This window comes from Bradyrhizobium sp. CCBAU 51753, assembly GCF_015291565.1.
Lineage (GTDB): Bacteria > Pseudomonadota > Alphaproteobacteria > Rhizobiales > Xanthobacteraceae > Bradyrhizobium > Bradyrhizobium ivorense.
In genome coordinates this window covers 2,863,335-2,886,986 of sequence record NZ_CP030037.1, presented here as the reverse complement: position 1 = coordinate 2,886,986, position 23,652 = coordinate 2,863,335, and the positions used below count along the sequence as shown (strand labels likewise).

The window sequence follows — 23,652 nt, the reverse complement described above, 5'->3', positions numbered from 1 at the left end:
CCCTATTCCGCCGCCTGCGCCAGCGGCCGGCCGATCGCGCTTTGCAGCCGCGCGCATTCGGTCCGATAGCGGGCGACGTTGGCCTCCTTGATGTGGCCGTAGCCGCGCACGAGATCGGCGGCCTTTGCCAGCGCCACCAGCCGCGGCAGGTCGAGCTGCGTCTTGCCGTCGAGATGGCGCAGAATCATCGCCGCATACTCGACCGGCAGCGCGCGCTCCATCTTGCGCTCGGCGGTGTAGCCGAAGATGTCGAACGCGGTGCCGCGCAGGCGCTTCAGCCCCGCCAGCATGCCGAACGCCTTGAACACCCACGGTCCGAACTCGCGCTTCTGCAGCCGCCCGGTGACGGGATCGCGCGGCGCCAGCAGCGGCGGCGCCAGCAGCACCCTCACGCCGGAATTGCCCTCGAACTGCTCCTTCAGCGCCTTGCTGAACTCGCCGTCGGAATAGAGCCGCGCGACCTCGTATTCATCCTTGTAGGCCATCAGCTTGAACAGGCCTTTTGCAAAGGCCTCGGTCAGTTCTTGCGAGCCCGGCGCCGCGGCGGATTCGGCGGCGCGGACGCGTGCGACATCGTCGAGGAAGCGCTTGGCATACGCCTCGTCCTGATAGTCGGTGAGGAATTTGGCGCGGAACGCGATCGCCTCGTCCAGCGTGCGCTTCGCGGGCGCGGCGCCTGCGCTCTTGAAGCGCGCGGCGCTGACCACGCGCGGCAGATCGTGCGCGGCGAGCCGACCCCAGGAGAACGCCGCCTTGTTCATCTCGATCGCGGCGCCGTTGAGCTCGATCGCCCGCAGGATCGCCTGTAGCGACAGCGGGATCGCGCCACGCTGGAACGCAAAGCCGAGCATGAAGGCGTTGGTGGCGATGCTGTCGCCCATCAGCGCGGTGGCAAGCCCGGTGGCATCGAGAATGTCGAGATCGGCAGGCGTCATCGCGCCGTTCAATGCCTCGCGCATCGAGTTGGCCTCGAAATCGATGTCGGGATCGATCACGAAACTCGCGGTCGGCAGCAGATCGGCGTTGACGATGGCGCGGGTGACGCCGCGCTCGGCACGGCTCAACGCCGTCGTGCTGGTGGCGACGACGATGTCGCAGCCGAGGATCAGATTGGCATTGCCGGGCGCAATGCGCACCGTGGTCAGCATGTCGGCCGCCGGCGCCAGCCGGACGTGGCTCATCACCGCGCCGTTCTTCTGCGACAGGCCGGTGAAGTCGAGCGTCGAGCAGGCCAGCCCCTCGACATGCGCGGCCATGCCGAGCAGCGCGCCGATGGTGATGACGCCGGTGCCGCCGATGCCGGTGATCAGGATGTTGTAGGGCGCAGTCAGCGCCGCGGCAGGCGGCGTCGGCAGGTCGGCGAACAGCGCCTTGGGATCGGCCGCGCTGCGATCGGCCTTGCGCAGCTTCGGATCCTGCACCATCACAAAACTCGGGCAGAAACCCTCGATGCAGGAAAAGTCCTTGTTGCAGTTCGACTGATCGATGCGGCGCTTGCGGCCGAGCTCGGTTTCCAGCGGCTGCACCGAGACGCAGTTCGACGCCACCGAGCAGTCGCCGCAGCCTTCGCAGACGCGCTCATTGATGAAGACCCGCTTTGCGGGATCAGGGAACAGGCCGCGCTTGCGGCGGCGGCGTTTTTCGGCGGCGCAGGTCTGGTCGTAGATCAGGACGGTGAGGCCCTCGATCTCGCGCAGGGTCCGCTGCACGGCGTCGAGCTCGCGGCGATGATGGATGGTGGCGCCCGACGGGAAATAATTGGCGGGATACTTGTCCGGATCGTCGGAGACGATCGCGAGCCGCTTCGTTCCCTCGGCGGCGACCTGGTGTGCGATCTGCGACACGGTAAAACCGCCTTCAGCGGGCTGGCCGCCGGTCATCGCCACCGCGTCGTTGTAGAGGATCTTGTAGGTGATGTTGACGCCGGCCGCGGCCGCGGCACGCAACGCCAGCAAACCGGAATGGGTATAGGTGCCGTCGCCGAGGTTCTGGAACACATGCGCTTCATCGGTGAACGGCGCCTGCCCGATCCAGGCGACGCCTTCGGCGCCCATGTGCGAGATCGTCTGGGTGTTGCGGTTGGGCACCGACAGCGCCATGCCGTGGCAGCCGATGCCGGCCATTGCGCGGCTGCCCTCGGGAATCTTGGTCGAGGTGTTGTGCGGGCAGCCCGAACAGAAATACGGCGTGCGCTGCAGCTTTGCGGTGCCGGTGCCCTCGGCCGGGCGATCGAACGCCTCGAGTTTTGCCAGCCGCTGTTCCAGCATCGGGCTGCGGTGACCGAGCTTGCGCAGCCGCGCCACCACGGCGGCCGCGACCATCGTTGGAGTCAGTTCGCCCTCGCTCGGCAACAGCGGCGCGCCGCTCTCGTCGCGCTTGCCGACCACCGAGGGCCGCCTGTCAGCGTCCGTGTTGTAGAGGATGCGGACCAGCTGGTCCTCGATGAAGCCGCGCTTCTCCTCGACCACCAGCACGTCCTTGAGGCCTTCGGCGAAGGCGCGCGCGCCGCGCTGCTCCAGCGGCCAGGTCAGCGCCACTTTGTAGATGCGCAGGCCGAGCGCCTGCGCCTCGGCATCGCTGATGCCGAGATCGGCGAGCGCCTGGCGCAGATCGAGATAGGCCTTGCCGGTCGCCATGATGCCGAGCCGCGCCGGCTTGGAGTCCAGCACGATGCGGTCGAAGCGGTTGACGCGGGCGAAGGCGGCGATCGCCTGCATCTTCGGCCCGTGCAGCCGCCGCTCGGCCTCGAGCGGCGGATCCGGCCAGCGGATCGAAAGGCCGCCCGGCGGCATCTCGAAGTCGTCGGGCATGATGATCTTGATGCGGTCGGGATCGCTGACAATCGACGCCGAGCTCTCCACCGTCTCCGAGATCGCCTTGAAGCCGACCCAGCAGCCGGAGAAGCGCGACAGCGCAAAGCCGAGGATGCCAAGATCGAGATAGTCCTGCAGTGTCGCCGGATTGACCACCGGCATCAGCGCGGACGCGAACACCTGCTCGCTCTGATGCGCCAGCGTCGAGGACTGGCAGCCATGGTCGTCGCCGGCCAGCGCGATCACACCGCCATTCGGCGAGGTGCCGGCCGAATTGGCATGCTTGAGCGCATCGAGCGAACGGTCGACACCGGGGCCCTTGCCGTACCAAATGCCGAACACGCCATCGACCTTGGCGCCGGGGAACATGCCGACCTGCTGGCTGCCCCATACCGCCGTTGCCGCGAGATCCTCGTTGAGGCCGGGCACGAAGGCGATGTCATGCTGTTTCAGGAAGGATTTCGCGCGCCACAGCGCGTGATCATACATGCCGAGCGGCGAGCCGCGGTAGCCGGAGATGAACCCTGCCGTGTTCAGCCCGTGCGCGCGGTCCCGTTCGCGCTGCAACATGGGCAGTCGGACCAGCGCCTGGGTACCGGAGAGGAAGATTCGCTTGCTGTCCAACCGGTACTTGTCGTCCAGTCCAACGTCCATCAAGGCCATCAGTCGCAGCTCCCCGTCAATCTCGCGCCGGTCCGCACCGGTCTGATTTTCTGCGCATCATCATGCATCAGCATGCACTGATTTTGCTATGCATGAACAGCCCCGTTCCATGGCCGCAGCACATATCTCATGTTGCGCATGCGAGCCTTGCCGCGGCCGCGCATCTTTGAAACGGTGGCGCTCAAAGGAAAACTCAAGGGAGATCCAGGGATGATCCTGCTGGAAACCGCGTTCACGACGGAAATCCTGGAAAGTGGCAACCTGCTGGTCGGGCCGTGGCGGCGCCCGAAGCAGATGCTGCAGGCGCAAACCTACGACGCGCACGCCTCGATCCACGACGACGCAACCGCGCAAAAGCTCGGCTTCCGCGGCGGCACCATCGAGGGCCCGACGCATTTCAGCCAGTTCGCGCCGCTGTGCGAGCGGATCTGGGGGCGGACCTGGTTCGAGACCGGTTGCCTGTCGGCGCATTACCGCAACGCCGTGTTCGAAGGCGAGGAGGTACAGGCGCAAATCGAGAAGCCGCAAGACGGCCAGACCGTCTGCACGATCGGGATGATCAAGCGGGATGGAACGGAAGTGCTGCGCGGCACCGCCTCGATCGGCGGCGACGGCACGGAGACCGCGCTGAGCCAAAGGCTCGGCGAGTTGAAGCCGCTGGCCGATCCCGTGATCCTCGCCGACATCAAGGTCGGCATGACCACCGCGCGGCAGCCGATCAGGATGGATTTCGACCAGCATATGGGCGACCTCTATCCGTTCTCGCTCGCCGACAAGCTGAAGGTGATCACCGAGCCCTCCGACGCCTATTATGCGCAGGAGCACAATCCCTGGGGCCGCGCCATCATTCCGATGGAGATGCTGAGCGTCCTGTTCCAGTACCGGGCGCGCGAGGACCGGCTGCCGGTGCGCGGCCCCGCGGTCGGGCTGTTCGCCGACCAGGAGATCCGCCTATTGCGCGGGCCGCTGTTTCCGGGCGAGACCTACTGGGCCGAGCGCGAGGTGGTCGCGCTCTCGGGCAGCAAGCGCACCGAGAGCATGTGGGTGCGTACCACCGTGTTCGACGCCGACAATACGCTGGTTGCGACCATGCTGCTCAACGGCGCAAGCATGAAGGATTCCTACGCCAATTACGCAAGCGAGTACAAAGCGCTCTACGGCTGAAGCCGCAGCCACCCTCCCGCAAGCCGCCGAACCAAGGACAACAACAATGGCCCGCCTGCCCTATCTCGAAGCCGAGCAAGTCGCCCCCGAATATCGCGACATGCTCAAGCGCAACACCAATCTGCACAAGCTCTTGGTGAACTCGCCGGACATGGCGCGCGCCTTCAACGGCGTCGGCAGCTACATCCGGTTCAAGAGCAAGCTCGATCCGCGCCTGCGCGAGCTGGCGATCCTGCAGGTCGGCTGGCTGGAGAAGTCGGAATACGAGTTCACCCACCATGTGAAGATCGGCAAGGAGTTCGGCGTCACCGACGCGGATATCGAGGGCCTGATCGCGGAGACCGACGGCAAGCCGTCGAAGCTCGAGCCGCTGGCGAAAGCGATCCTGAAAGGTGCCCGCGAGATGGTGCGCGAGCTCGCGATGTCGGACGCGACCTTCGCCGAGATCAAGCAGCAGCTCTCCGACGAGCACATGACCGACCTGGTGCTGACCATCGCGTTCTACTGCGCCGTGGTGCGCGTGCTCGCCACCATGCAGATCGACAACGAACCTTATTACAAAGAGGTACTGCAGCAGTACCCAATTCCGGGAGTGAAGTGAGATGCGCCTCAAAGATCGTGTCGCCATCGTCGTCGGCGCCGGACAGAGCCCCGGCGAGGGCATCGGCAACGGCCGCGCCACCGCGCTGACCTTCGCCCGCGAAGGCGCCAAGGTGCTGTGCGTCGATCACAATGTGGGCTCGGCGCAGGAGACCGTCGACCTGATCGCGGCCAAGGGCGGCATCGCCGTCGCCTTCAAGGCCGACGTCACCAAAAATGCCGACCTCAAGGCGATGGTGGCGGACGCGCACAGCCGCTGGAGCAGCGTCGATATCCTGCACAACAATGTCGGGGTCAGCCTGTCCGGCGGCGACGCCGAACTGCTCGACATCACCGAGGAAGCGTTCGACCGCTGCGTCGCGATCAATCTGAAGAGCTGCATCCTCGCCGCCAAGCATGTGATCCCGATCATGCGCCAGCAGCAGCGCGGCTCGATCATCAACATCTCGTCGATGGCCGCGATCACCACCTACCCTTACGTCGCCTACAAGGCGACGAAGTCGGCGATGATCGCCTTCACCGAGCAGCTCGCCTACCAGAATGCGCAATACGGCATTCGCGCCAATGTGATCCTGCCGGGATTGATGAACACGCCGATGGCGGTCGACACCCGCGCGCGTGAATTCAAGAAGAGCCGCGCCGAGGTCGAGGCCGAACGCGACAGCAAGGTGCCGCTGCGGAAGAAGATGGGCACCGGCTGGGACGTCGCCAACGCCGCGCTGTTTCTTGCTTCAGATGAAGCCAGTTTCGTTACCGGTGTAACGTTGCCGGTCGACGGCGGCGCCAGCGTGCGGCGCGGTTAATCCGCAGGATTAACCTGTGTGATCTTCCACGGTTAATCTCTGTGACGAGATCACGCGTCATTGCGCCGCAACGATTCGAAAAACTTGAAACATTCCAATGACACGGCGATGTGACGAGGCATCCACATAAATCGAAATCCTGACTCGTTGTGGTCGCACGAAATTCATCTGCGCTCTGTATCTGGCTGGCCAGAAATTGGAGTGGCTAGACCCATGAGCGAAGAACTCGAACTCAGACCAGATCAGTGGGAGGCGTTGAAAGCGCTGCGGGCGCCCGCGGCAAACCCCTCACGCCTGAACCGGTTTGCGGTCGACAGCCTGGTGACGCTCGGCTTTGTTGCGCTGCGGGGAGATTCGTTTGCGTTGACGCCCGCGGGCCGCAAGATGCTGATCCGCGGCTCGTCACAATTGCTGCTGGATATCGCAGCGTAAAATCTCTCAAAAATGTCATAACGAGAGCCTCGGCCCCGATGGAACGTGATCAAGGCTCTCGTTTTCTTTTTGACGCATTTTCTTCATGCGACACGCGGCATCATGCCGCGTGTGCTTTTCCGGGAATGGTCGCCTCGCCGTGCTGGGTCAGCGGCTTCATGCCGGTGAGCGTGCGCAGCAGCACATAGAACACCGGCGTCAGGAACAGGCCGAAGATCGTGACGCCGATCATGCCGGAGAACACCGCGACGCCCATCGCGCGCCGCATCTCCGAGCCTGCGCCGGTCGAGAGCACCAGCGGCAGCACGCCCATGATGAACGCCATCGACGTCATCAGGATCGGCCGCAGCCGCAAGCGGCTGGCCTCGATCGCGGCTCTGATCGGCGAGCGCCCGGCGAATTCGAGCTCGCGCGCGAATTCGACGATCAGGATGGCGTTCTTGGCCGACAGTCCCACCAGCACGATCAGGCCGATCTGGGTGAACACGTTGTTGTCGCCCTTCGACAGCCAGACGCCGAACATCGCAGCGAGCAGGCCCATCGGCACGATCATGATGATCGAGAGCGGCAGCGCGAGGCTCTCGTAGAGCGCCGCGAGCACCAGGAACACCAGCAGGATCGCCAGCGGGAACACCCAGATGCCGGAATTGCCGGCGATGAACTCCTGATAGGTCAGGTCGGTCCATTCGAAGGCAAAGCCGGGCGGCAGCACTTCGGCCGCGATCCGGGTCGCCGCCTCCTGCGCCTGGCCGGAGGAATAGCCGGGCGCCGCAGCGGCGTTGATGTCCGACGACAGGAAGCCATTGTAGCGGATCGCACGTTCCGGGCCCGCGCTCTGCCGGACCTTCAGCAGCGCCGACAGCGGCACCATGTCGCCGGACGACGAGCGCACCTTCAACTGCCTGATGTCGTCGGCCCGCGCGCGGAACGGCGCGTCGGCCTGCACATAGACCGAATAGGTGCGGCCGAATTTGTTGAAGTCGTTGACGTAGTACGAGCCGAGATAGATCTGCAGCGTGTTGAACACTTCCGACACCGGCACCCCGAGCTGCAGCGCCTTGGTGCGGTCGATGTCGGCAAACAGCTGCGGCACGTTGACCTGGAAGCTGGAGAACACGCCGGCGATCTCCGGTGCCTTCTGCATCGCCGCCATGAACGCCTTGGTGGCGTCGTTCAGCGCCTCGTAGCCAAGGCCGGCGCGGTCCTCGATCTGCAGCTTGAAGCCGCCGATGGTGCCGAGGCCGTTGACCGGCGGCGGCGGGAACATGGCGATGAAGGCCTCCTGGATGCCGGCGTATTTCTTGTTCAGCTCGGCCGCGATCGCAGGACCACTGAGCGACGGATCCTTGCGTTCGTCGAACGGTTTCAGCGTCGAGAACACGATGCCGGCGTTGGAGGAGTTGGTGAAGCCGGAGATCGACAGGCCCGGGAACGCCACCGAGCTCTCGACGCCGGGCTGCGTCAGCGCGATGTCGCTCATCTTGCGGATCACCTCCTCGGTGCGATCGAGCGTCGCGCCGTCGGGCAGCCGGGCAAAACCGACCAGGTACTGCTTGTCCTGGCCCGGCACGAATCCACCAGGCACCTGCTTGAACAGCACGCCGGTGAGGCCGATCAAGAGCACGTAGAGGCCGAGCACGATGGCCTTGCCGTAGATCACCTTGGTGACGGTGCGGCCGTAATTCGCGGACGACTTGGTGAACACCTTGTTGAAGCCGCGGAAGAACCAGCCCAGCGTCTTTTCGAGGATCCGGGTCAGCCGGTCCTTCGGCTCGTGATGCCCCTTCAAGAGCAGCGCCGACAGCGCCGGCGACAGCGTCAGCGAGTTGACGGCGGAGATCACGGTCGAGATCGCGATCGTCAGCGCGAACTGCTTGTAGAACTGCCCGGTGAGGCCGGAGATGAAGGCCAGCGGCACGAACACCGCGATCAGGACCAGCGCGATCGCGATGATCGGGCCGGACACTTCGCGCATCGCCTGGTTGGTGGCGTCGCGCGGCGACAGCCCGGACTCGATGTTGCGCTCGACGTTCTCGACCACGACGATGGCGTCGTCGACCACGATGCCGATCGCCAGCACCAGGCCGAACAAGCTGAGTGCATTGATGGAAAAGCCGAACACATGCATCACCGCGAAGGTGCCGACGATCGACACCGGCACCGCGAGCAGCGGAATGATCGAGGCGCGCCAGGTCTGCAGGAACAGGATCACGACCAGCACGACCAGTGCGATCGCCTCGAGCAGCGTATGGATCACGGCCTCGATCGAGGAGCGCACGAACTGGGTCGGATCGTAGACGATCTGGTAGGACACGCCCTCCGGCATGTTCTTCTTGATCTCGGCCATGGTGGCGCGGACGTTGTCGGAAATCTGCAGCGCATTCGAGCCGGGCGCCTGGAAGATCGGGATCGCCACCGCCTGCTTGTTGTCGAGCAGCGAGCGCAGGCCGTATTCGGAGGCGCCGAGCTCGATGCGGGCGACGTCGCGCAGCCGCACCACCTCGCCCCCTGCTCCGGTCTTGACTACGATGTCGCCGAACTGCTCCTCGGTCGACAGCCGGCCCTCGGCGTTGACCGAGAGCTGCAGGTCGATGCCCTTGACGCTCGGCGAGGAGCCGACCACGCCGGCCGCGGCCTCGACGTTCTGCGCCTGGATCGCCTTCACGATGTCGTTTGCAGTCAGCGCGTGCTCGGCGGCCCGCTGCGGATCGACCCAGACCCGCATCGAATAGTCGCCGGCGCCGTACAGCTGGACGTCGCCGACGCCGTCGATCCGCGCCAGCCGGTCCTTGACGTTGAGCACCGCGTAGTTGCGCAGATACGTCATGTCGTAGCGGTTGTTCGGCGACAGCAGGTGCACGACCATGGTGAGGTCGGGCGAGCTCTTCTTGGTGATGATGCCGAGCTGGCGCACCACCGCCGGCAGCCGCGGCTCGGCCTGCTGCACCCGGTTCTGCACCAGCTGCGTCGCCTTGTCGGGGTCGGTGCCGAGGCGGAACGTCACCGTCAGCGTCATCGCGCCGTCGGTGGTGGCCTGGCTCGACATATAGAGCATGTTCTCGACGCCGTTGATCTGCTCCTCGATCGGGGTCGCGACCGTCTCGGCGATCACCTTCGGGTTGGCGCCGGGATAGGTCGCGCGCACCACCACCGATGGCGGCACCACGTCGGGATATTCCGAGATCGGCATCGCCAGCAGCGAAATCAGGCCGGCAAGGAAGATCAGGATCGATAGCACGCCGGCAAAGATCGGCCGGTCGATAAAGAACTTTGAGAGATTCATGGGTCCGCCCCCGCGCGCGTTGCTTTAGTTGAGCATCATCTCCGCGCAAACGCGTTTCGCGTTTGTCGCGAAGGAAAACCGGTTTCCACTTTTCCGGATCATGCTGTTAGCGCTGCGCGACGTGTTGGTTGGTTTCGGTGGATGCCTGTTTCATACCGCGGGCGCCCATCTCGGCGACTTCCAGTTTCAGAAGCGCACCGGGACGCACGCGCTGCAGGCCGTTGACGACGATGCGTTCGCCGGACTTCAGGCCGGCGGTCACGATCCGCAGACCATCGACCGCGCCGCCGAGCGTGACCGGGCGATAGAGCGCGCGGCTGTCGTCGCCGACCACCATCACGAACTTCTTGTCCTGGTCGGTGCCGACGGCGCGTTCGTCGATCAAGACCAGCGTCTGCTGCTTCGGCTGGCCCATGCGGACGCGCGCGAACTGCCCGGGGATCAGCCGGCCGTCGTCGTTGCGGAAGGTGGCGCGGACGCGGATGGTGCCGCTCTGGCCATTGACCTGGTTGTCGATCAACTGGATGTGCCCCTTGGCGCCGAGGCCGCCCGAGGTCGTCATCTCGACCGGGATCTGGTCGAGATTGCCGCGCTTGCCCGAGGCATCCGCGATCGAGTTCAGCGCGCGCAGCACCACCTCTTCGTCGGCATCGAAGCTCGCATAGATCGGATTGACCGAGACCAGCGAGGTCAGCACCGGCGACGAGGTGCCGGCGGCGACGAGGTTGCCGACGGTGACCTCGATCCGCCCGACCCGGCCGTCGACCGGCGCCCGCACCTCGGTGTAGTCGAGATTGAGCTTTGCGGTCTGCAACGCGGCTTCCGCGGCCTTCACATTGGCAATCGCCTCGCGATTGGCGTTGTCGCGCTGGTCGAAGTCGCGCTTGGTCACGATGTTGTTGCCGACCAGCTGCGCGCCGCGCTCGACCTCGCTGGTGGTGAACACGACGCGGGCCTTGGCGGCCTCGAGCTGCGCCTGGGCGCGATCGACCTCGGCGGCGTAGGGCGCCGGATCGATCTTGAACAGGACGTCGCCGGCCTTCACCAGCGCGCCTTCGGTGAAGTTGGTCGAAAGGATCGCGCCGGCAACCCGGGGCCGGAGCTGGACGCGGTCGACCGCCTCGAGCCGGCCGGAAAACTCGTCGAACAGCGTGGTCGGGCGCGGCTGGACCACGGCGACGGTGACCGGCACCGCCTGCTCGGCGGGCGCGGCGGTGGCGGTCGCCTGCGCGGCATGAAAATAGCGGCCGGTCGTGATCGAACCGGCCACCGCGAGGGCGCCGAGGACCACGACACCTCCGACGATGGATCGGAAACGGCCGGAACGGGGATTTTTGGTTGACGAAGGCATGAACGCGCTCCAAATCGATCTGTAGTGCTTGCTACAGATGTGGAGCTGGACGCCGGTCCGCAAGATACTTATGTATCGGACACTATGAATTTCTTAGCGCATCCGTGGGGAAATGAGAAGCCGGGAAAAAACGTCACGTCTAACAACAGGATAGGCTAGGGATCATCCGTCGCAGAAACGGCACCCGGGCTTAGGGAGCTTAAAGAAATGGGAATGGGACGCCCCCGCGGATTCGACGCGGACGCCGCACTGGACCAGGCCATGGAGGTGTTCTGGCGGCATGGCTACGAGGGCGCGACCATCGCGCAGCTCACCGAGGCCATGCACATCAATCCCCCGAGCCTCTATGCCGCGTTCGGCAGCAAGGAAGGCCTGCTGAAGGCTGCGCTCGACCGCTACACCGAAAAGCGCGACGCCTGGATGGCAAAGGTGCTGGGCGCGCCGACCGCCCGGGAGGTGGCCGAACGATTTCTGATGGAACACGCCGACGCCCAGACCGACCCCGCCAACCCGCCCGGCTGTCTGCTGGTGCAGGGTGGCCTCGCCTGCGGCACCGGCTCGGCGAACGTGCCGTTCGAGCTGGCGGCGCGCCGCAACCGCACCGAAGACCAGTTGCGTGAACGTTTCGTCCTCGCCAAGGCCGAGCGCGATCTCGGCGACGGCGCCGACCCGGCCGCGCTGGCGCGCTATCTCTCAGCGGTCACGTCAGGCATGTGCGTGATGGCCTCCTCCGGCGCCGACCGCGCCGCGCTGCGCGAGATCGCAATGGTGTCGCTGAAGGCGTTCGAGGAGCAGTCGAAGGGCGATGTGTAAGCCCGGCGACTTCGGCGCAGCCGTTAAAAGTCACCTCTCCCCTCCTGCGGGGAGAGGTCGAATTCGAGCGTAGCTCGGATTCGGGTGAGGGGGAGCTTCCGCGAGCACAACGCCCACCGCCAACGCGGCAAGAGCCCCTCACCCCGACCCTCCAAGAGCGAGCTCTGCTCGTCTCGCCCCCGCAAGAGCGGGGCGAGGGAGTTGCTCACCACATCGTCTGCCGCGCGCGCTCCGGCCATTCGCGGTCGTACTTCTCGCCGCCGACCGTGTTCTCGCTCATCTCGGCGAGGATCTGGCCCGGCGTCGGCAACGCCCTCGGATCGACCCGCTTGTCGGGATTCCACAGATCGGAGCGCACGATGGCGCGGGCGCACTGGAAGTAGACCTCGTCCACGGTCATCACGATGACCGTGCGCGGGGTCTTGCCCTCCATCGTGAAGGAGGCCAGCAATTCCGGCTCGGCCGTGACATAAGCGCGGCCGTTGACCCGCAACGTGCTGCCCGAGCCCGGGATCAGGAACAACAGCCCGACGCGGGGATCGCGCACGATGTTGCGCAGCGAATCGCAGCGATTGTTGCCGCGGCGGTCCGGCATCATCAGCGTCTTGGCGTCGTGAATGCGGACGAAGCCCGGCAGATCGCCGCGCGGCGAGCAGTCGAGGCCCTCGGGCCCTGAAGTGGCAAGCGACACAAAGGGTGATTTCTCGATCAGCACACGGTAGAGCGGCGTCACGTGATCGGCGACCTTCACGGTCGACGCATCGTTCGGGAAGCCGTAGATCGCCTCGAGCTGCTCGATCGTCTCAATCACCGACATTCGCGTCCTTTCCTTCGCTGCTGGGGTCCCAGCGCTCACCCTTGATGATGCGAGCCAGCTGCCGCGCGTGATACTCGGCGGTGCCGGAATTGACGATGGTGAAGTCAGGCGCCGCGGTGGTCTCGTCGACGGTGCGAGCCAGCCTCTGCGCGAGCACGCCGTCGCTGGCGCGCGCCCGCGCCGCCAGCCGCGCGGCGAGCACCTCCGGCGGCGCGGTGATCGAGACCACGACGACGTTGGCATAGTTGCGGCGCGCTACGGCGATCACCGTGCGTGAGACGTTGGCGATCACAGTGCGGCCGGCGCGGATGTCGTCGTCGATCGCCCGCGACAGCGCGTAGCGGTGGCCATGGGCTTCCCAGTGCATGGCGTAGTCGCCGCCGGCAACGGCAAGCTGGAAGGCCTCGGCGCTGACCTGCTGATTGTCCTCCGACGCCGAGGCCTCGCGGGTGATCAGGCGGCGCGGAAACACGATGTCGCTGTTGTCAGCGCACGCCGACTTCGCGAGCCCCAGCAGCGTGTCCTTGCCGGCACCGCTGGGACCAACCACCAGCACGAGGCGACCCGGCCCAATGCCGGCGGCGTGAGGCTCGGCGATCGCGGAGACGTCGGTCACGCGACCCTCCCTCCTTCGCGCCAGACGCTGCGCACCACCGGCAGGTCGCGGGCGATGTGGACGCGGATCAGGTCGGCGCGCTTGCCGGCCGCGATCTCGCCGCGATCGGACAGCCCGACCGCCTCGGCCGGCGTCTTGGTCACGGTGCGGATCGCGGAGGCGAGATCAATCGCCGGCACGTGCTTTGGCAGCTGCAGCGCCGCCATCAAGAGGCTGGAGGGGATATAGTCCGACGACAGGATGTCGAGCATCCCCTCATGGGCGAGATCTACCGCAGCGATGTTGCCGGAATGCGAGCCGCCGCGCACCACGTTCGGCGCGCCCATCAGCACGTCGATGCCGGCCGCATGCAGTCCGCGCGCGGCCTCCATCGTGGTCGGGAATTCCGCGACCGCGACCTTGTCGTTGATGGCATCAGCCACGTTCTCGTCGGTGGTGTCGTCATGGCTCGCCAGCGGGATGCCGTATTGCTGCGCCAGCGCGACGATGGCGCGCACATTGGTTGCGGCATACTGCTTCTGATAGTCGAAGCGGCGCGCGAACAGCACGTCGAGCTCGGCGTCGGTCATGCCGCCGCCCTTGCCGCGGTAATAGTCGCGCAGCTTGACCTCGTCGCGGAACTGGCGCTGGCCCGGCGTGTGATCCATCAGCGACATCAGTCGCACGTCGGGGCGGCCGATCAGCTCCTTGGCCTCCTCCACCACCGAAGGCATCGGCACCTCGCAGCGCAGATGCAGGAAGTGATCGGCGCGCAGCAGGTTTTCCTCGCGCGCGGCGGAGATCGCCGCGGCCAGCACGCCGGCGCGGCCGTCGACCTCCTCGGCGCCGTCCTCGCGCCAGACTCTTAGCGAATCCAGCACCGTGGTGATGCCCGAGGTGGCGAGCTGGCCGTCATAGGAGATCACGGCGGCGACCGGATTCCAGAACACCTTTGGCCGCGGCACGTAGTGCATCTCGAGATGGTCGGTGTGCAGCTCGATCAGGCCGGGCATGATCAAATCGCCGCCGGCATCCTCGGCTGCCTCGGGCGCCCTGCCCTCGCCGAACTCGGCGATCCTGCCACCGGCAATGGCGACCCAGCCCTGCTCGATCACGCGATCGGCGAGGACGAGCCGGGCGTTGCCGATGATGGTGTCTTGCTTGGCGGTCATTGCAGTCGGTCCTTCAGGCAGCAGCGGCGAACGAGGTCACGTCGACGATGCGGTCGGCGATCAGGTGACGGATCTCGTCGTCATGGACGATCGCGACCATCGCGACGCCCCGGGTCTTCTTCTCGGCAATCAGTTCGACGACAACTGCGCGATTCGCCGCATCGAGCGAAGCGGTCGGTTCGTCCAATAGCAAAATCGGCAGGTCGGAGATGAAGCCGCGCGCGATGTTGACGCGCTGCTGCTCGCCGCCGGAGAAGGTCGAGGGCGGCAGCGACCACAGCCGCTCGGGAATGTTGAGCCGGCGCAGCAGCGCCCCGGCGCGCCCGCGGGCCTCCTCGCGCGCCACGCCGTTGACGATCAGCGGCTCGGCGACAACGTCGATGGTCGCGACCCGCGGCACCGCGCGCAGGAACTGGCTGACATAGCCGATGGTCGAGCGGCGCACGCTCAACACCTGGCGCGGCTCGGCGGTGGCGAGATCGATCACCGTGCCGCGGTGGCGGATGCCGATTCGGCCGCTGTCGCAGCGGTAGTTGCCGAAGATCATCTTGAGAATGGAGGATTTGCCGGCGCCCGACGGGCCCGACAGCACCACGCATTCACCCGGCTCGACATGGAACGAGACGCCGCGCACCACCGGCAGCTCGACGCCGCCCTGCAGGTGCATGGTGAAGGTCTTCTGGGCGTCGGCTAGTTCGATCATTGCAGTCATTGGCACGCTCATGGCGGAAGGATCGAGGAAACGAGCAGCTGGGTATAGGGCTCGCGTGGATCGTCCAGCACCTGGTCGGTGAGCCCGGTTTCGATGACGCGGCCGCCCTTCATCACCATCACCCGGTGCGACAGCAGCCGCGCCACGGCGAGATCATGGGTGACGACGATGGCGGCAAGGCCGAGCTCGCTGACCAGGTTGCGCATCAGGTCGAGCAGACGGGCCTGCACCGAGACGTCGAGGCCGCCAGTCGGCTCGTCCATGAACACCAGCCGCGGCTCGGTAACGAGGTTGCGCGCGATCTGCAGCCGCTGCCGCATTCCGCCGGAATAGGTCTTTGGCGCATCGTCGATGCGGCCGACATCGATCTCGACCCGCTCCAGCCAGGTCGAGGCGGTGTCGCGGATCCTGCCGTAGTGATTCCACCCCACCGCCATCAGCCGCTCACCGACATTGGCGCCGGCCGAGACCGCCATGCGCAGCCCCTGCGCCGGATCCTGATGCACGAAGCCCCAGTCGGTGCGAAACAAAAAGCGCCGCTCGGCCTCGCCGAGATCGGCGAGATCGCGCAGCACGCCGTCGCGCATCCGGTAGGACACCCGCCCCGCGCTCGGCGCGAGCTGCGCCGACAGCAATTGCAGCAGCGTCGACTTGCCCGAGCCGGATTCGCCGACGATCGCCAACACCTCGCCGGGATAGAGCGCGAACGAGACGTCGCGGCAGGCGGCGATCGGGCCGTAGTTCTTGCCGAGCCCCTCGGCGACCAGCAGCGGCTCGTCGTTGTCGAGATGGGACGGCTCAGACATGCGCCTTCTCCTTGTGCGGCGCCGCGCTCTCGGTGCCGTGATGGCCGGCGGCCTGGCGCTGCTCGCAGAAATCGGTGTCGGAGCAGACGAACATCCGCCCGCCTCTGTCGTCGGTGACGATCTCGTCGAGATAGGAATTATCGGCGCCGCACAGCGCGCAGGGCGCATCGAAGCGGTAGCGCGTGAACGGATGATCCTCGAAATCCAGCGACACCACCGTGGTGTAGGGCGGGATCGCATAGATACGCTTCTCGCGGCCGGCGCCGAACAGTTGCAGCGCCGCGCAATTGTCCATCTTCGGATTGTCGAATTTCGGCGTCGGCGACGGATCCATCACATAACGCGCGTTGACCTTCACCGGATAGGCGTAGGCGGTCGCGATGTGGCCGAAGCGCGCGATATCCTCATACAGCTTGACGTGCATCAACCCGTATTCGGCGAGTGCATGCATGCGCCGCGTCTCGGTCTCGCGCGGCTCGAGGAAGCGCAGCGGCTCGGGGATCGGCACCTGATAGACCAGCACCTGCCCGCTATGCAGCTCGGCCTCGGGAATGCGGTGCCGGGTCTGGATCACCGTCGCATCCGTGGTCGACGTCGTGGTGGCGACGCCGGCGGTCTTGCCGAAGAATTTGCGGATCGAGATCGCGTTGGTGGTGTCGTCGGAACCCTGGTCGATCACCTTCAAGATGTCGTCGGGGCCGAGGATCGCAGCGGTCACCTGCACGCCGCCGGTGCCCCAGCCATAGGGCATCGGCATCTCGCGGCTGGCGAACGGCACCTGGTAGCCGGGGATCGCGATCGCTTTGAGGATCGCGCGGCGGATCATCCGTTTGGTTTGTTCGTCGAGATAGGCGAAGTTGTACGTCGGCGCGTTCATTCCGCGGCCTCCCGCAGTTCCGGGGCCTCATTGGCTTCGGCGAATTCCTGACGCAGCTTGCGGAGCAGGCCGAGCTCGGACTGGAAGTCGACGTAATGCGGCAGCTTGATATGCTCGACGAAGCCGGTCGACTGCACGTTGTCGGAGTGCGACATCACGAACTCCTCGTCCTGTGCCGGCGACTTCGCCTCCTCGTCGAGCTCACGCGCGCGCAGCGCGCGGTCGACCAGCGCCATCGACATGGTCTTGCGCTCGCTCTGCCCGAAGGCGAGGCCATAGCCGCGGGTGAAGCACGGCGCCTCGGTCGCCGAGCCCTTGAACTGGTTGACCATCTGGCACTCGGTCAGTTCGATCGCGCCGAGCGGCACCGCGAACCCGGCGTCCTCGGCAAAGAACTCGACCTCGACGTCGCCGAAGCGGATCTCGCCGGCGAACGGATGGTTGCGGCCATAGCCGCGCTGCGTCGAATAGCCGAGCGCGAGCAGGAAGCCTTCGTCGCCGCGCGCGAGATTCTGCAGCCGCAGATCGCGGTCGGCGGGAAAGCTCAGCGGTTCGCGCGTGAGGTCGCCGACCGGCGCATCAGGCTCGGCCTGCGGCGAGGATTCGATCAGGCCGTCGCGGCCGAGAATGTCGGTCACCCGCGGCGCCGGCGTCTGCGGTGCCTCGGCGGTGGCCGGCTGCTCCGGCACGAAACCTTCGGCGAGCTGCGGATCGAGCAGGCGGTGGGTGTAGTCGAAGGTCGGCCCGAGGATCTGGCCACCGGGAATGTCCTTGAAGGTCGAGGAGATCCGGCGGCGCACCTGCATCTCGCCGGTGTTGACCGGCTCGCTGGCGCCGAAGCGCGGCAGCGTGGCGCGGAACGCGCGGACCAGGAAGATCGCCTCGATCATGTCGCCGCGCGCCTGCTTGATCGCCAGCGCCGCAAGCTCGCGGTCGTAGAGCGAGCCTTCGGTCATGACGCGGTCGACGCCGAGCGAAAGCTGCTCGGAAATCTGCGCCAGCGTCACCTCCGGCACATCGCGATCGCCGCGCCGCTCATGCGCGAGCAGGCGGTGGGCGTTCTCGATGGCGCGTTCGCCTCCCTTGACGGCTACATACATCGCTTACACTCCACTTGCGACCAGCCGCGTGGTGCGCGGGATCGCGACAATGCTGTCGTCATGCACCAGCACGACGTCGATGCCGCGCGGGAACAGGGCTTCGTTGATGGCCAGCCGCGTGAACAGATCGCGCGGCCGGATCATCGCCTGCAGCAGCGCGCTGCCGTCGATGCCGGGCCCCCTCAGCTCGAAGGCCGGCCCCTGGGTCAGGCTCTCGACCTGCAGGATCAGCGTGGTCGACCTGTCAGGATATTCGCTGCTGCCGAACGCGAAACGCTCGAGCGGCGGCAAGTGCTCGGCGTCGCCGATCAGCGCAAAGCTCGCAATCGAGGGCTCCTCGATCACAGGCGCGCTGGCGTGAAACTTCAGCCATCGCGCGACATCTGTTGTTGCCGACATCGCGGCGTCGATCCAGATCGGCGTGTCGTGATCGAACAGCGTCAGCGCGATCGCGGCCGCGCCGCGCATCAGGCCGGCGGGCGTGCCGACGCTTGCGGTGACCCGCTGCACGCTGCCGGGACGGGCCATCGCGTCCATCACCGAGCGGAAGGTCGACTGCGCCGACAACACCTTGTCGGCAAAGCCAGCGGGCAGTTCGGCAACTGTCGTCATCGCATCACCCCTCACCGCGCACCATGGTGTAGAAATCAACCCGCGTCGCCGCGGTCTCCTCGGCCTTGCGGTTGCGCTCGGCGAGCATCGCGGCCCGCAGCGGCGCGATCACCTTCGCCTCGACCTCGCTGGAAAAATCCGTCGACTGCACCATGGCGTCGCACAGCGCGATCATCCGCGCCTTCTGCGCATCGCGGCCGAGCGTGTAGCCGAAGCCGACCTCGCCGGTCGCCAGCCGCACCGCCGCGCGCGACACCGTCGCCTCGCCGAGATTAAACGGCGCGCCGTCGCCGCCGATCCGGCCGCGCAGCATCACAAGGCCGTTTTCCGGCTCGCGCAGGTTCTCGTGCGCGGGCACTGCAATATCGGCGAGATGGCCGGCGATCTCGGCAGCGCCGGAATGCGCCAGCACCGCCATGGCGGCCTTGCGCTGGGCCTGTTTGCTGTTCCGTCCGGTCGTGGTCATGTGCAGCTCTCGGGCAACCTTGCCTGAATCAAGTTGTCTATGGTAATAGACAACTTCTTAGCCAAGCGCCATGACTGTTTCGTGACAAATCCAAGGTTTCTGGCTATCACCGCGGCATGAGCATGCAGGAAAGTTCCGGCGTCGCCTTGTGGCGGCAGGTCGCTGACGGCATCGAACGCGGCATTGCCGACGGCCGCTTTCCCGCGGGCGAAAAGCTGCCCGGCGAGATGGAGATCGCCGAGACCTACCGAGTCAACCGCCACACCGTGCGGCGCGCGATCGCGGCGCTGGCCGAGCGCGGCCTGGTGCGCGCCGAGCGCGGCAGCGGCACCTATGTCGAGGCCCAGCGCCTCGCCTACCCGCTGCGCTCGCGCACCCGCTTCTCCGAGATCGTCGGCGCCGGCGGCCACGAGCCGCGCGGCCAGCTGATCGAGGCCGGCGACGACATCGCGACCCGCGAACTCGCGCAAGTGCTGGGACTAAAGACCGGCGCGCCGCTGATCCGGATCGAGGCGCTGCGGCTCGCCGACCGCACGCCGATCTGCGTCTCCACCACCTGGCTGTCGGCCGAACGCTTTCCCGATGCCGGCAGCGTGTTCGCCAACCTCCGCTCGATGACCAAGCTGCTGGCGCATTACGGCATCAGGGATTACCGGCGCTCCACCACCCGGATCACCGCGGCGATCGCCGACGCCTCCGACGCCGCGCGGCTCGATCTCGCGCTGGGCCGCCCGGTGCTGGTGGTCGACGCCACCGACGTCGATCCCGCCGACAAGCCGCTGGTGACCAAACGCTCGCGCTTCGCCGCCGAGCGCGTCGAGTTCCTGGTGGAGAACAGCTAGCTCTCCCTCGCCGCGCGCCGTTGCCCGCCGCAGCCCGCCTTCCGGCGAAGGGGCCGGGGCGACGAGCGTCCACGATTTCGGAATATTGGAAGATTACCCCTGACTTGCCCGACGTGTCAAGCGGCCAGGTCGAACGATGTCAGTAGCTCGTGATCTGTCGCCTGTTTGTAGCTCGTGAAGTGTCGTGTTTTTGGTGCCCCGGGACAAAGGGGGCACGATGGGCACGGCATCCATTCACGAGGGTGTACGACGGATGCGGTTTTCAGATTTGCTGGAACGGACGGAGGCGAGGGAGCTGACGCAGGAGGCTGCTGCGGAGTCTCTCGGGATCAGTATTCGGACCTTCCAACGCTGGGCGGAGCGTTATGAAGCGGAGGGCGATATCGGGCTGGTGGACCGGCGCATGGGACGGCGATCGCCGCGGCGGGCACCGGAGGAAGAGCTGGAGCGGATGCTGGGACTGTTCCGGGACAAGTACGCGGACTTCACGGTGAAGCACTTCCACGAGCAGTTGCAAAAGCGGCATGACTATGTGCTGGGCTATACGGTGACGAAGCTCGCCCTGCAGGCGGCGGGCCTGGTACGGAAGGCGCCGAAGCGTTCGGCGCACCGTAAGAAGCGCCCACGCCGGCCGCTGCCGGGGATGCTGCTGCACCAGGACGGGTCGCGCCACGTCTGGATCGAGGATCTGCCGGCGATGGACCTGATCGTGACGATGGACGATGCGACCAGCGAGGTCTACTCGATGCTGCTGGTCGAGGAAGAAGGCACGGCCTCGACGTTCCTGGCCCTGGGCGAGGTGATTGGCGAGCGCGGCTTGTTCTGTGCGCTCTACACCGATCGCGGCAGCCATTATTTCCTTACCCCGAAGGCTGGCGAGAAGGTCTCGAAGACGCAACAAACCCAGGTGGGACGGGCTTTATCGCATCTTGGGATCGAGCATATCGCGGCCTATTCGCCGCAGGCGCGGGGGCGCTCCGAGCGGCTGTTTGGCACGCTGCAGGACCGCCTGCCAAAGGAGCTGCGGCTCGCCGGGATCAAGACAGTCGAAGCCGCCAATGCGTGGTTGAAGGCGCACTACATCGCCGAACACAACGCCGCATTTGCGATCAAGGCCGAACAGCAAGGCACCGCCTTCGTTGCCGACCGCCACGAGGCCTGGCGCGAGGCGCTGTGCGTGATCGAGGAGCGAACCGTCGCCAACGACAATACCGTCGCATGGAAAGGTCGCCGGCTGCAGTTGCCGGAGAGCCGCCTGAGGCCTCACTTCGTCAAGGCCCTGGTGCGGGTGCATGAGTATCCCGATGGCACCGTCAGCGTGTTCCTCGGCCCGCATCGATTGGCGAGGTTTAGCGCCAACGGACAGCAGATCAGCCCCGACGCGCCTCAGCCTGGCAGCGTGCTCGGAGCCGTCAAGGACAAGCCCTGGCGGGCGCGCAAGCGCGCGTCCTTGACCGCTCCTGCGCGCGCCGCCGTCGAGAAAGCGCGGGTCGGGACGGAGAAACGGGCTTCAAATCGAACAAAGAAACCCGCCCGCACGGCTGACCAGACCGCTCTATCCATGGCATGACAAACCCGGCGCTCCCGTCCACGCCTTCCGCGGGCGCCCAAAACTCCAAAACGAAGGCGACAGATCACGAGCTACAAAAACACGACATCTTCACCCGCTACGGACAGCGGCCAAGTCGAACGACCGCCGCCGGCTACTTTGCATGGGGTTGTTTTTCATGATTTGGCTCTGCCCCCTCCGACGGAGGGCGGAACCGATGATGGCGAACTTGTTTCTCCCTCTCCCCGTTCTTACAGGGAGAGGGTTGGGGTGAGGGACTGTCACCGCGAAATTCGGACTTTGGGAGTGTGCGGAGGGTCCCCCTCACCCGGATCGCATTGCATGCGATCCGGCCTCTCCCCGCACGCGGGGAGAGGCGAAGGCTACACCACCGCCCTTTGGCCGATGATGGCGAACCGCAGCTTGGTCGAGATGAAATCGATCGCGGCGACCGCGATCAGGATCATCAGGATCAGGAACGACACCTTCTGCCACTCCAGCACCCGGATCTGCTCGGCGAGTTGCAGGCCGATGCCGCCGGCACCGACGATGCCGATGATGGTGGCCGAGCGCGTGTTCGACTCGATGAAGTAGAGCACCTGCCCAGCGATCACGGGCAGCACCTGCGGCAGCAGGCCGAAGCGGATCTCATGCAGCGCGTTGCCGCCGGAGGCGCGGATGCCCTCGACCTGCTTGCGGTCCGCGGCTTCGATCGCTTCCGAGAACAGCTTGCCGAACGCGCCGAAGTCCGAGACCATGATCGCGAGCACGCCGGCGAACGGGCCGAGGCCGACGACGTTGATCCAGACCAGCGCCCAGATCAGGGTGTCGACGCCGCGGATCGAGTCCAGGAAGCGGCGCACGGGAAAGCGGATGAAGTTGGACGGAATGATGTTGCGCGCCGCCAGCAGGCTGACCGGCAGCGCCAGCACCGCCGCGAGCGTGGTGCCGAGCAGCGCGATCGACAGCGTCTCGCCAAGCGCCTGCATGTAGAGCGGGAACGACGAACCGGGGTTCGGCGGGATCATCAGCATGGTGATCCAGCCGAGCTGGCTGATCCCCGACAGCAGTTTTGACGGCGAGAAGTCGAGATCGACCAGCCCGAACACGAAGATCGCCAACGCGGCGATGATCATTGCCGGCATCGCCAGCCGCGCCGAGGCGGGCCGCGCGAAGACGTCAGGGTATTTCGTGCGCAGCCCGTCGGTGTCCGGCTTCGGCAGCTGGCTCATCGGCGCGTCTCCTTGCCGAACAGCCGGCCACGCAGCCAGCCGGTCGAGATGTCGATGATGAAGACGGTGACGATGATGGTGACGAGGATCGCGCTGACGTCCGAGTAGTAGAATTTGCGGATCGCGACCACGAGCTCCTGGCCGATGCCGCCGGCGCCGACAAAACCCATCACCGACGCCTCGCGGACATTGATCTCGAAGCGCAGCAGCGCGTAGCTGGCATAGCCGGCCGAGACCTGCGGCAGCACCGCAAAGCGCATGCAGGACAGCCAGCTCGCGCCGGTCGAGCGGATGCCCTCGACCGGTTTCATGTCGGCGTTCTCGACGATTTCGGCGAACAGTTTGCCGAGCGCGCCGGTCGAGTGGATCGCAATCGCAAGCACGCCGGCCATCGGCCCGAGGCCGAACGCGATCACGAAGATCAGCGCGAACACGATGCCGGGCACGGTGCGGGCGAATTCCAGCAGGCGGCGCACGGCGAAGCGCAGCCACGGCCCCGGCGAGGTGTTTTGTGCGGCGAAGAAGTTCAGCGCAAAGGCGAACACCGCGCCGGTGAGCGTGCCGACATAGCTGATCAAAATGGTTTCGCCGAGCATCCGCAGCCATTTCTGCCAGCCCCAGAACCACTCGGCCGGATCGGTCCAGACCCGCGCGCCGGAATCGAGGGTGAGAATGCGGTCGAAATAGCTGATGAAGTTGCCGAAGTAGGTGAACAGCGTGCGCAGGTTGACTTCCGCGCCGACCGCCGCGACCGCGAGCGCCGCGCAGAACAGCGCGGTCGCCAGCGCCGCCTTCAGCCGCTTGCGCGAGACCGCCTTGCGGTAGGCCTCCTCAAGCGTCGCCAGTTGCTGGGCGGGGAGAATCGATACGGCGGTTGCCATCGTCGCGGGCCACTCGGGCTGAAAGGGTTGAACGGAAAAGGGCCGGGTTGTCGCAACCCGACCCGGCTC

General features: G+C 66.0%; 21 protein-coding genes. 7 read left to right on the top strand and 14 right to left on the bottom strand.

What is annotated here, in order from left to right; translation table 11 throughout:
• Positions 1-2 precede the first annotated feature (2 nt).
• Positions 3-3,476, bottom strand: a complete 3,474-nt coding sequence (locus XH93_RS12885; protein ID WP_194473789.1) for an indolepyruvate ferredoxin oxidoreductase family protein — start codon at positions 3,474-3,476, stop codon at positions 3-5.
• A 210-nt stretch (positions 3,477-3,686) separates the two neighbouring features.
• Here XH93_RS12885 and XH93_RS12880 point away from each other — a divergent pair, with 210 nt between their 5' ends.
• The 4 genes from XH93_RS12880 to XH93_RS12865 all read left to right on the top strand — a co-directional run bounded on the left by XH93_RS12880 (position 3,687) and on the right by XH93_RS12865 (position 6,475).
• On the top strand, positions 3,687-4,640 hold the full coding sequence (locus XH93_RS12880) for a hypothetical protein (protein WP_194473788.1): 954 nt from the start codon (positions 3,687-3,689) through the stop codon (positions 4,638-4,640).
• A gap of 46 nt (positions 4,641-4,686) precedes the next feature.
• Positions 4,687-5,241, top strand: coding sequence for a carboxymuconolactone decarboxylase family protein (locus tag XH93_RS12875; RefSeq protein ID WP_194473787.1), 555 nt, complete (start codon positions 4,687-4,689; stop codon positions 5,239-5,241).
• Between the two features lies 1 nt (position 5,242).
• Positions 5,243-6,043, top strand: coding sequence for an SDR family NAD(P)-dependent oxidoreductase (locus XH93_RS12870; RefSeq protein WP_194473786.1), 801 nt, complete (start codon positions 5,243-5,245; stop codon positions 6,041-6,043).
• 213 nt (positions 6,044-6,256) lie between these two features.
• A complete protein-coding gene (locus XH93_RS12865) occupies positions 6,257-6,475 on the top strand; it encodes a hypothetical protein (RefSeq protein ID WP_194473785.1) in 219 nt (72 codons plus the stop codon).
• 100 nt (positions 6,476-6,575) lie between these two features.
• Here the strand turns inward: XH93_RS12865 and XH93_RS12860 are convergent, their stop codons facing one another.
• Positions 6,576-9,758: an efflux RND transporter permease subunit gene (locus XH93_RS12860; protein ID WP_194473784.1), complete on the bottom strand. Its 3,183-nt coding sequence runs from the start codon at positions 9,756-9,758 to the stop codon at positions 6,576-6,578.
• Positions 9,759-9,864: 106 nt separating this feature from the next.
• Complete coding sequence (locus XH93_RS12855; RefSeq protein ID WP_194473783.1) at positions 9,865-11,109, bottom strand: efflux RND transporter periplasmic adaptor subunit; 1,245 nt, start codon at positions 11,107-11,109, stop codon at positions 9,865-9,867.
• A 207-nt stretch (positions 11,110-11,316) separates the two neighbouring features.
• Between XH93_RS12855 and XH93_RS12850 the strand changes: the two genes are divergently transcribed.
• Positions 11,317-11,922 carry a TetR/AcrR family transcriptional regulator gene (locus tag XH93_RS12850; protein ID WP_194473782.1) on the top strand — a complete coding sequence of 202 codons (606 nt, stop codon included), beginning with the start codon at positions 11,317-11,319 and terminating at the stop codon, positions 11,920-11,922.
• Between the two features lie 205 nt (positions 11,923-12,127).
• On the opposite strand, the gene XH93_RS12845 is transcribed toward XH93_RS12850, so the two are convergent.
• Genes XH93_RS12845 through phnG form a run of 9 tightly spaced genes read right to left on the bottom strand, consistent with a single transcriptional unit; the run spans position 12,128 to position 19,079 of the window.
• Entirely contained in the window at positions 12,128-12,739 is a 612-nt protein-coding gene (locus XH93_RS12845; protein WP_194473781.1) for a pyridoxamine 5'-phosphate oxidase family protein, read from the bottom strand.
• Positions 12,726-13,355 (bottom strand): phosphonate metabolism protein/1,5-bisphosphokinase (PRPP-forming) PhnN, encoded by a 630-nt coding sequence (gene phnN, locus XH93_RS12840; RefSeq protein WP_194473780.1) that lies wholly within the window; start codon positions 13,353-13,355, stop codon positions 12,726-12,728. Before phnN ends, XH93_RS12845 begins: the two co-directional genes overlap by 14 nt.
• Entirely contained in the window at positions 13,352-14,506 is a 1,155-nt protein-coding gene (locus XH93_RS12835) for an alpha-D-ribose 1-methylphosphonate 5-triphosphate diphosphatase (protein ID WP_194473779.1), read from the bottom strand. The genes phnN and XH93_RS12835 overlap by 4 nt, the downstream gene beginning before the upstream one ends.
• Before the next feature lie 13 nt (positions 14,507-14,519).
• Positions 14,520-15,218: a phosphonate C-P lyase system protein PhnL gene (phnL, locus tag XH93_RS12830; RefSeq protein WP_194473778.1), complete on the bottom strand. Its 699-nt coding sequence runs from the start codon at positions 15,216-15,218 to the stop codon at positions 14,520-14,522.
• 8 nt (positions 15,219-15,226) lie between these two features.
• Positions 15,227-16,024, bottom strand: a complete 798-nt coding sequence (gene phnK / locus XH93_RS12825; protein ID WP_194473777.1) for a phosphonate C-P lyase system protein PhnK — start codon at positions 16,022-16,024, stop codon at positions 15,227-15,229.
• On the bottom strand, positions 16,017-16,901 hold the full coding sequence (locus XH93_RS12820; protein WP_194473776.1) for an alpha-D-ribose 1-methylphosphonate 5-phosphate C-P-lyase PhnJ: 885 nt from the start codon (positions 16,899-16,901) through the stop codon (positions 16,017-16,019). The genes phnK and XH93_RS12820 overlap by 8 nt, the downstream gene beginning before the upstream one ends.
• Positions 16,898-18,001 carry a carbon-phosphorus lyase complex subunit PhnI gene (locus tag XH93_RS12815; RefSeq protein WP_194473775.1) on the bottom strand — a complete coding sequence of 368 codons (1,104 nt, stop codon included), beginning with the start codon at positions 17,999-18,001 and terminating at the stop codon, positions 16,898-16,900. Before XH93_RS12815 ends, XH93_RS12820 begins: the two co-directional genes overlap by 4 nt.
• A gap of 3 nt (positions 18,002-18,004) precedes the next feature.
• Positions 18,005-18,613 carry a phosphonate C-P lyase system protein PhnH gene (gene phnH, locus XH93_RS12810; RefSeq protein ID WP_194473774.1) on the bottom strand — a complete coding sequence of 203 codons (609 nt, stop codon included), beginning with the start codon at positions 18,611-18,613 and terminating at the stop codon, positions 18,005-18,007.
• A gap of 4 nt (positions 18,614-18,617) precedes the next feature.
• On the bottom strand, positions 18,618-19,079 hold the full coding sequence (gene phnG, locus XH93_RS12805) for a phosphonate C-P lyase system protein PhnG (protein WP_194473773.1): 462 nt from the start codon (positions 19,077-19,079) through the stop codon (positions 18,618-18,620).
• Between the two features lie 116 nt (positions 19,080-19,195).
• Here phnG and phnF point away from each other — a divergent pair, with 116 nt between their 5' ends.
• Positions 19,196-19,921, top strand: coding sequence for a phosphonate metabolism transcriptional regulator PhnF (gene phnF, locus XH93_RS12800; protein ID WP_194473772.1), 726 nt, complete (start codon positions 19,196-19,198; stop codon positions 19,919-19,921).
• A gap of 217 nt (positions 19,922-20,138) precedes the next feature.
• Positions 20,139-21,491, top strand: a complete 1,353-nt coding sequence (locus XH93_RS12795; protein ID WP_194469913.1) for an ISNCY family transposase — start codon at positions 20,139-20,141, stop codon at positions 21,489-21,491.
• Positions 21,492-21,853: 362 nt separating this feature from the next.
• Here XH93_RS12795 and phnE (XH93_RS12790) read toward each other — a convergent pair whose 3' ends face one another.
• Positions 21,854-22,702, bottom strand: a complete 849-nt coding sequence (gene phnE, locus XH93_RS12790) for a phosphonate ABC transporter, permease protein PhnE (RefSeq protein ID WP_194473771.1) — start codon at positions 22,700-22,702, stop codon at positions 21,854-21,856.
• Positions 22,699-23,583: a phosphonate ABC transporter, permease protein PhnE gene (gene phnE / locus XH93_RS12785; protein WP_194473770.1), complete on the bottom strand. Its 885-nt coding sequence runs from the start codon at positions 23,581-23,583 to the stop codon at positions 22,699-22,701. Before phnE (XH93_RS12785) ends, phnE (XH93_RS12790) begins: the two co-directional genes overlap by 4 nt.
• Positions 23,584-23,652 lie beyond the last annotated feature (69 nt).

Bases quoted from the DNA above. Each gene is read 5' to 3' on its own strand.
- XH93_RS12855 (WP_194473783.1), bottom strand. From the start codon at position 11,109: ATGCCTTCGTCAACCAAAAATCCCCGTTCCGGCCGTTTCCGATCCATC.
- XH93_RS12835 (WP_194473779.1), bottom strand. From the start codon at position 14,506: ATGACCGCCAAGCAAGACACCATCATCGGCAACGCCCGGCTCGTCCTC.
- XH93_RS12815 (WP_194473775.1), bottom strand. From the start codon at position 18,001: ATGTATGTAGCCGTCAAGGGAGGCGAACGCGCCATCGAGAACGCCCAC.
- XH93_RS12860 (WP_194473784.1), bottom strand. From the start codon at position 9,758: ATGAATCTCTCAAAGTTCTTTATCGACCGGCCGATCTTTGCCGGCGTG.
- XH93_RS12850 (WP_194473782.1), top strand. From the start codon at position 11,317: ATGGGAATGGGACGCCCCCGCGGATTCGACGCGGACGCCGCACTGGAC.
- phnE (WP_194473770.1), bottom strand. From the start codon at position 23,583: ATGGCAACCGCCGTATCGATTCTCCCCGCCCAGCAACTGGCGACGCTT.
- phnE (WP_194473771.1), bottom strand. From the start codon at position 22,702: ATGAGCCAGCTGCCGAAGCCGGACACCGACGGGCTGCGCACGAAATAC.
- XH93_RS12885 (WP_194473789.1), bottom strand. From the start codon at position 3,476: ATGGCCTTGATGGACGTTGGACTGGACGACAAGTACCGGTTGGACAGC.
- phnL (WP_194473778.1), bottom strand. From the start codon at position 15,218: ATGACTGCAATGATCGAACTAGCCGACGCCCAGAAGACCTTCACCATG.
- XH93_RS12795 (WP_194469913.1), top strand. From the start codon at position 20,139: ATGGGCACGGCATCCATTCACGAGGGTGTACGACGGATGCGGTTTTCA.
- phnG (WP_194473773.1), bottom strand. From the start codon at position 19,079: ATGACCACGACCGGACGGAACAGCAAACAGGCCCAGCGCAAGGCCGCC.
- XH93_RS12880 (WP_194473788.1), top strand. From the start codon at position 3,687: ATGATCCTGCTGGAAACCGCGTTCACGACGGAAATCCTGGAAAGTGGC.
- XH93_RS12870 (WP_194473786.1), top strand. From the start codon at position 5,243: ATGCGCCTCAAAGATCGTGTCGCCATCGTCGTCGGCGCCGGACAGAGC.
- phnK (WP_194473777.1), bottom strand. From the start codon at position 16,024: ATGTCTGAGCCGTCCCATCTCGACAACGACGAGCCGCTGCTGGTCGCC.
- phnH (WP_194473774.1), bottom strand. From the start codon at position 18,613: ATGACGACAGTTGCCGAACTGCCCGCTGGCTTTGCCGACAAGGTGTTG.
- XH93_RS12875 (WP_194473787.1), top strand. From the start codon at position 4,687: ATGGCCCGCCTGCCCTATCTCGAAGCCGAGCAAGTCGCCCCCGAATAT.
- phnF (WP_194473772.1), top strand. From the start codon at position 19,196: ATGAGCATGCAGGAAAGTTCCGGCGTCGCCTTGTGGCGGCAGGTCGCT.
- XH93_RS12820 (WP_194473776.1), bottom strand. From the start codon at position 16,901: ATGAACGCGCCGACGTACAACTTCGCCTATCTCGACGAACAAACCAAA.
- XH93_RS12845 (WP_194473781.1), bottom strand. From the start codon at position 12,739: ATGTCGGTGATTGAGACGATCGAGCAGCTCGAGGCGATCTACGGCTTC.
- XH93_RS12865 (WP_194473785.1), top strand. From the start codon at position 6,257: ATGAGCGAAGAACTCGAACTCAGACCAGATCAGTGGGAGGCGTTGAAA.